Source organism: Sphingobacterium sp. HJSM2_6 (assembly GCF_049316305.1).
Taxonomy (GTDB): domain Bacteria; phylum Bacteroidota; class Bacteroidia; order Sphingobacteriales; family Sphingobacteriaceae; genus Sphingobacterium.
Genome location: NZ_JBMOXB010000033.1, coordinates 1 through 5953, shown reverse-complemented (window position 1 = coordinate 5953; position 5953 = coordinate 1). Strand labels below are relative to the sequence as shown.

7 protein-coding genes are annotated in these 5953 nt (G+C 33.8%); 2 read left to right on the top strand and 5 right to left on the bottom strand.

Translation table 11 applies throughout. The annotated features are described in order from the left end of the window. Positions 1–39: 39 nt before the first annotated feature. From ACFRAE_RS17610 to ACFRAE_RS17590, 5 genes are all read right to left on the bottom strand, one after another. The gene (locus tag ACFRAE_RS17610; RefSeq protein WP_422798488.1) at positions 40–387 is read right to left on the bottom strand and encodes a hypothetical protein; all 348 of its coding nucleotides are present in this window, start codon (positions 385–387) and stop codon (positions 40–42) included. A gap of 113 nt (positions 388–500) precedes the next feature. Beyond that, complete coding sequence (locus ACFRAE_RS17605; protein WP_422798487.1) at positions 501–1184, bottom strand: toll/interleukin-1 receptor domain-containing protein; 684 nt, start codon at positions 1182–1184, stop codon at positions 501–503. 31 nt (positions 1185–1215) lie between these two features. Beyond that, on the bottom strand, positions 1216–2442 hold the full coding sequence (locus ACFRAE_RS17600; protein WP_422798486.1) for a restriction endonuclease subunit S: 1227 nt from the start codon (positions 2440–2442) through the stop codon (positions 1216–1218). Beyond that, positions 2432–3991 carry an N-6 DNA methylase gene (locus ACFRAE_RS17595; RefSeq protein WP_422798485.1) on the bottom strand — a complete coding sequence of 520 codons (1560 nt, stop codon included), beginning with the start codon at positions 3989–3991 and terminating at the stop codon, positions 2432–2434. The genes ACFRAE_RS17600 and ACFRAE_RS17595 overlap by 11 nt, the downstream gene beginning before the upstream one ends. Positions 3992–4181: 190 nt before the next feature. Beyond that, on the bottom strand, positions 4182–4928 hold the full coding sequence (locus ACFRAE_RS17590; RefSeq protein WP_422798484.1) for a metallophosphoesterase: 747 nt from the start codon (positions 4926–4928) through the stop codon (positions 4182–4184). 62 nt (positions 4929–4990) lie between these two features. On the opposite strand from ACFRAE_RS17590, the gene ACFRAE_RS17585 reads away from it, so the two are divergent. Together ACFRAE_RS17585 and ACFRAE_RS17580 are read left to right on the top strand one after the other, a co-directional pair. Next, entirely contained in the window at positions 4991–5218 is a 228-nt protein-coding gene (locus tag ACFRAE_RS17585; RefSeq protein WP_422798483.1) for a hypothetical protein, read from the top strand. 513 nt (positions 5219–5731) lie between these two features. Beyond that, positions 5732–5881 (top strand): hypothetical protein, encoded by a 150-nt coding sequence (locus ACFRAE_RS17580; protein ID WP_422798482.1) that lies wholly within the window; start codon positions 5732–5734, stop codon positions 5879–5881. Positions 5882–5953: the final 72 nt, after the last annotated feature.

Below are 5953 nucleotides of genomic sequence, written 5' to 3'. Positions count from 1 at the left end.
AAATTAATAAATTTATAACTCGAAAGTCTCCTTAAGGTTTCATCCTAATGTGTCTAATTTAGTTTGAAGACGTACATTCGAATATTCTCTTTTCAATGGATGCTTTAGCCATCTTTTTAAGATAATCTCCCCATCAATCCCTAAAGTTTGTTCAGTTGGTTTTTTATTTGAAAGTAATATGTAATCGAAATTGGCAGATTCAAAATCTTTATTTGAAGTAATACAAATAGGATTTCCTTTTACAAAAACTATTACATAACCTCTAAAGCTATTTTGAAAAAAATAGTCAACAAAAGTTTGCTCTACAACTAATTGATGTACCGTGTTTTTAACACCTACTTTATCGAAATAGCTAAGTCTAAGTTCTGGTAGCAAAATTCGGCTCATGGTGTATGATTTTAGTAGTTTATATTGATGATTTTAGCTGTTCTTCAGTTATATCACTATCTAAACCTTGCCAAATCCAATAAAAACAACGACAAGGTTTAGATAGATGACGGTTAATCTTCTATTGTCACTAATTCTGCTAGTTTGGAAGCAATATTATCCATAGTATCCTCTTTGGTACTAAGTCCACTTCTTGATCCTAATAATGGACTTACTTCTCGCAAATCATCATACGTAGTGTTGTGCACAATTGGAACTAACAAATCGCGAGCTAACAATGCAGAAAGTTCTTTGTCTGCAATTCCTTCACCCTTTACTCTTTTAAGAAAATTAGGTGTTACTAAAACAATTCCGACTCTCGATTTAACTAAACCTTTATCTATTTCTCGCAATAAAGAAGAACCTAATAAAACATCTTTTTCACTAAACCAAACTGTAACTCCTTTTGATTCTAGTAAATCGTGTAATTCTTTTGCAGTTTCTTTCCTATCATCCCATGCATGGCAAAGAAAAACATCTCTTAAATCAGGTAGGTCAGCTCGTTTTTCTATATTTTCACGAACAGGAGTAAGAGTTCTAATTTCTGCAGGTGTATAGAATATTGTTGAACCTCCTGAAGACCAACGCGCTCTGGATTTACCACTACTTCCACTTACCGAACTACTTGATAAAGAACTATAAGGATTTGAGTACGATGAATAATAATTATAACTTCTATAACTACCTCCACATGCAGGGCAGTTATCTCTCGCACTTGCTGAACGATGACCATTTACTGGTGCTGTACATCTTGCCATATTTTTAATTTATAATTGGTTAATAATTTATTTAGATATTCTGCCCCTCCAACGTTGCCAATCGACTTAACAACAGCGATTGAAGTTGTGTGAGTTTTTGGTTTTGTTTTAATATACTTTCTTGAAAAAGTATATATTTATTCATATCAAACTTATCTAGTATTTCTTTTTGGGGAATTAATAATCTAAATTCATCGACTATCTTTTTACTAAGATTCGGTTGTGCTCCTCCGATTGCATTTTTCAATATCTCATCTTTATTTGCTTTCATTGCATAATAAAGAAAATTTATTATCTGAACATTACTGGAGATAAGTGCACAACAAGCTTGATTAGTTGTTGCTTCAAACTTTAAGTAACCTACCGAACCTTTAGTTTTACCTTCTCCATACATTGCAATTAATAATGAATCTTTTGGAATCAATTTTACAGAAGTTTCTTTTAATGCTTTCGTTGTAATTTTCTCTTCTGAATTAACTACAATTTTGTCATTTAACTCTCCTGTTTTTAACCATGGTATTTTTCCATTTGTCCAATAAGACATATCATCTCGACTTGGTGTACTTCCCGAACTTGTCTTATCTGTAACTTCCCCCAAACTCTTCACCTCCCAACCCTCAGGAATTTCCTTTTCTAATTCTTCATTGAAAACCATTTCACCGCCAGAAGATTTGTAAGGTTGTCCTTCTTCGTTCGGAAATTCAAAATCTACAAACCATTGCTTGTATAAAGTTTGAGCAGTGACTTCTAATTGCTCGCAGATTTGTTCGTTGACTTTGATTTTGTTTTCTACCACTTGGTATTGGGCCACAATTTCGCGTTGTTTTTCGATGGATGGAACAGGTAATTCTACTTCACATAAATCTTCCCAATCAAAAGATTCTCTTGTGCTTCCATGCGAATGATAACGTGCATAACGATCAAATTCTGGACGTGAAAACCACATCATCAAATATTCAGGTAGCAATTCATTTTTATCAATTACTTCAAAAACAATATAGATTTGAGAAACCAAAGCTTTATCATATTCATCAGCTAAAGCAATAGATATTTTATCTCCATTTCTTGATGTAATGGTTCCGTATGCAAATTGTCCCTTTTCGATAATCTTATACGTAGACATATCCGTTCCAACCGTGTTAGCAATGGAAGGAATTAGTTTTTTAGTAATACTTACACCAAGCAATGTATCAACTTGTAAATTTCTGTTACGATTATTTACTTGTTGAATATAATCACCCAACTTTTTATAACTCATAGCCCAACGATTTAAATACGTTTGCTACTTCTTGTTTCAAGGCTTCTTCTTGCTGAAACAAGTCTTTCAATTCGGTTTGCAAGGCTTGCATTTGGGTATTGTAGTCGATGTTTTCGTCACGGTTGACAAACTCAATGTATTTACTTGGTACCAACGAATAATCTTTTTTACGGATTTCTTCTAAAGTAGCAGAATAACAATACTCGGGTTCATTCGCATAAGTCGTAGCAAAATCTTTTTGTTGCCAATTATGATAGGTTGCGGCTATCTGCTCAATATCTTGTTCCGAAAACTGAATAAATTTCTTTTCAAACGGTTCACCCTTTTGGCGTAAATCCATAAACAACACTTCACCTGTACGGTTACGATAGTTTTTTACCCCATCGTTTACTTCTACGGTGCGTTCTATTTTATTTCGATTCAATATCCAAAGCGTTACCGAAATATCTGTAGAGTAAAACATCGCTCTTGGTAAAATTACAATGGCTTCTACCAAGTCGTTTTCTATAATTTGTTTACGAATTTTGTATTCTTCACCACCACCCGAAAGGGCGCCATTGGCTAAGATAAAACCAGCGACACCGTTTTGCGACAATTTCGAAATCATGTTCAAAATCCACGCATAATTGGCATTGGATTTGGGAGGCACTTCGTAACCGGTCCAACGTGGATCGTCGGTTAATTCGTTTTCAGCGCGCCAATCTTTTAAGTTGAACGGCGGATTCGCCATGATGTAATCGGCTTTCAATTCTTTGTGCTGATTGTCACCAAAGGTATCGGCGGCTTTGTTTCCTAAATTGGCAGAAATTCCACGAATGGCTAAGTTCATTTTTGCCAGTTTAAACGTGGTATTCGTTAACTCTTGCCCATAAATGGAAATGTCTTTTTTGTTTCCTTGGTGTTTCTCAATAAACTTCAACGACTGCACAAACATACCACCCGAACCACAAGAAGGGTCATAGATTTTTCCTTTGTAGGGTTCAATCATTTCGGCAATTAAATTTACAATCGACTTCGGCGTATAGAATTCACCTTTCCCTTTTCCTTCGGCAATGGCAAACTTGCTCAAGAAATATTCGTACACACGCCCCACAATATCTTGGGCTTCATCACGAAGCGTATCGATGTTGTTGATGGTATCCAATAAAGCCGAAAACTTAGATTGATCCAATCCTAAGCGAGAGAAATAGTTATCGGGCAACGCACCTTCTAACGATTTGTTGGTACGTTCTATGGTTTTAAGTGCTGTATCGACTTTTAAGGTAATGTCTTCTTGTTTGGCATTTTCGATAATGTATTCCCAACGCGATTTTTCAGGTAAATAGAATACATTTTCTGCCTGGTAAAATTCGGGGATTTCTAAGAAGGCTTCTTTACCTTCTGCAATCAATTCTTCTCTGCGTTTGATAAATTTATCACTTGCAAATTTCAAGAAGATTAAACTCAATACCACGTGTTTATATTCGGAAGGTTCAATAGAACCACGTAATTTATTGGCTGCATCCCAAAGGATTTCTTCTGTACTTTTGGTTTGGACTTTTTTAGCCATGTATTTTATATGATACTAAAGGTTAATGTTATCAAATTATGAATAAGAATCTTTCATGATTTAAGCTTCTAATATACTCAGAAAAACCTTAACAAACTACGGGAAACCTTAATGAAGTAAATTAAAGTCAATAAACAATTACAGATATGGTGAGAAAATTATATCTGTAAATCACTAAAAAACAAGTAAACTAAATTTCTATGATCAACTCCTTATCAAACCCATTATAAGGTTCATCAATATAACCATGTGGGTTACAGATAATCTCTGTTTGACCAATATGGTAACGACATGGTGTATGAATATGACCATGAATCCAGTAGTCAGGCTGGTGTTTTAATATAAATTCTTCCATGTTGGAAGCATAAGCAGCTGTTACAGGATGACTTTTATATTGCTCAGAAACAGATTGTAAACTGGGTGCATGATGAGTGACAACAATATTTTTTGATTTTTCTGATAATTCCAAACTATTATCTAGCCATTTACGAGAAACTTGATGAATTCTATACGTATCAATCGTACGCATTTTTGAATATGATGGATCACGCTTTATCATTTTGTAATCGTTCATTGCTGACTGACATATAATTCCATATTCCATGGGATCACCAAAAATCGAAAAATCAGTCCATAGAGTACAGCCATGAAAACGAATATCTTCAATATCTATAAATGAATTTTCGAGCACATGTATATTAGTATTTTCAGCTAATACTTTTAATTTATTGAGCACTTTAGGGTAGGCGCTTTTATAATACTCATGATTACCAAGCACATAAATTACAGGCTTACTTTTTATCCTAGATTGAATCCAATGCAAACCCTTTATCCCTAAATTTACATCACCAGCAAACACAACAACATCAGCCTTATCAAAAGATAATTCTGAATAACCAAATTCCTGATGTAGATCACTGATAATTTGTATTTTCATATATCCTATTTAATTATACAAATTAATTAAATTAACTTTCATTTATTACTTTTAAAATAAAAATGTCACGATCAATACGCAAAACCAAAATATTTGGAGTTGCCGCAGCTCCATCTGAAAAACAAGATAAACGACTATGGAATCGAAAATTCAGAAAAGTTTGTAAAAGATTAATTCAGGTTGAAAAAGAACCACCTATTAACATCAATAGCGTTACTAATATCTGGAGTGGAGCTAAAGATGGTAGACGCTATGTGATAAATGCTACAAAAAAACAGATGCGAAAATAACTGTCTTTAATAAATGTAATACACTATACTAACGCAATTAAACAGAGGATTTCAAATAAAATATCCTTCGATTTCCTTATCTTTACACTAATATTTTATTGAACGAAATCGCGTAAGCTATCGTTGAGGTTAACTGAAAACTCGGAATCTTCAAAACAACCATCAAAACGATAGACTTACGCCCGTGCCGTATATAGGCGTGGGCTAAGTCTGTCTGGTTGTTGGGTATCCGAGTACCTCAGTTAAGACATGATTTTAGTTTCACGCCTTTCTTTATTTATCAAAATAAACTTAAATATTATGGCAAACATTCCACATAAAACCATTTTAAACAACAAGATTCAATCAACACCTAACACTTAATATTTATGAAATGGCTATTTTGGTTCTTTGTTGTAAACACAATCAGCTTTATGGCTCTAATGAAGTCTTTAGAGACCGATTATGGAATATTTATAGGTGCTCCGATAGCAATTTTAGCGTGGACAATTTTTATCTTTAAATCAATAGACAATGGCAAAAGAAAAACCCATTAAAGAAAAGTCAAATTTCCCAACTTATCAAATCACTAAAATAAATGGGATAGATATTGGAGACATTAGAGACGAACACGATCTTAAACGAATTCTCCTTGATCAAGGAAGAGTAATCCCAAAAGTGTAAATCGTCAGCAAAAAATGGACACGTTTGAATCTTAACTAAGAGAGTGTTTTATTCAAAAACACTTAACTTTAG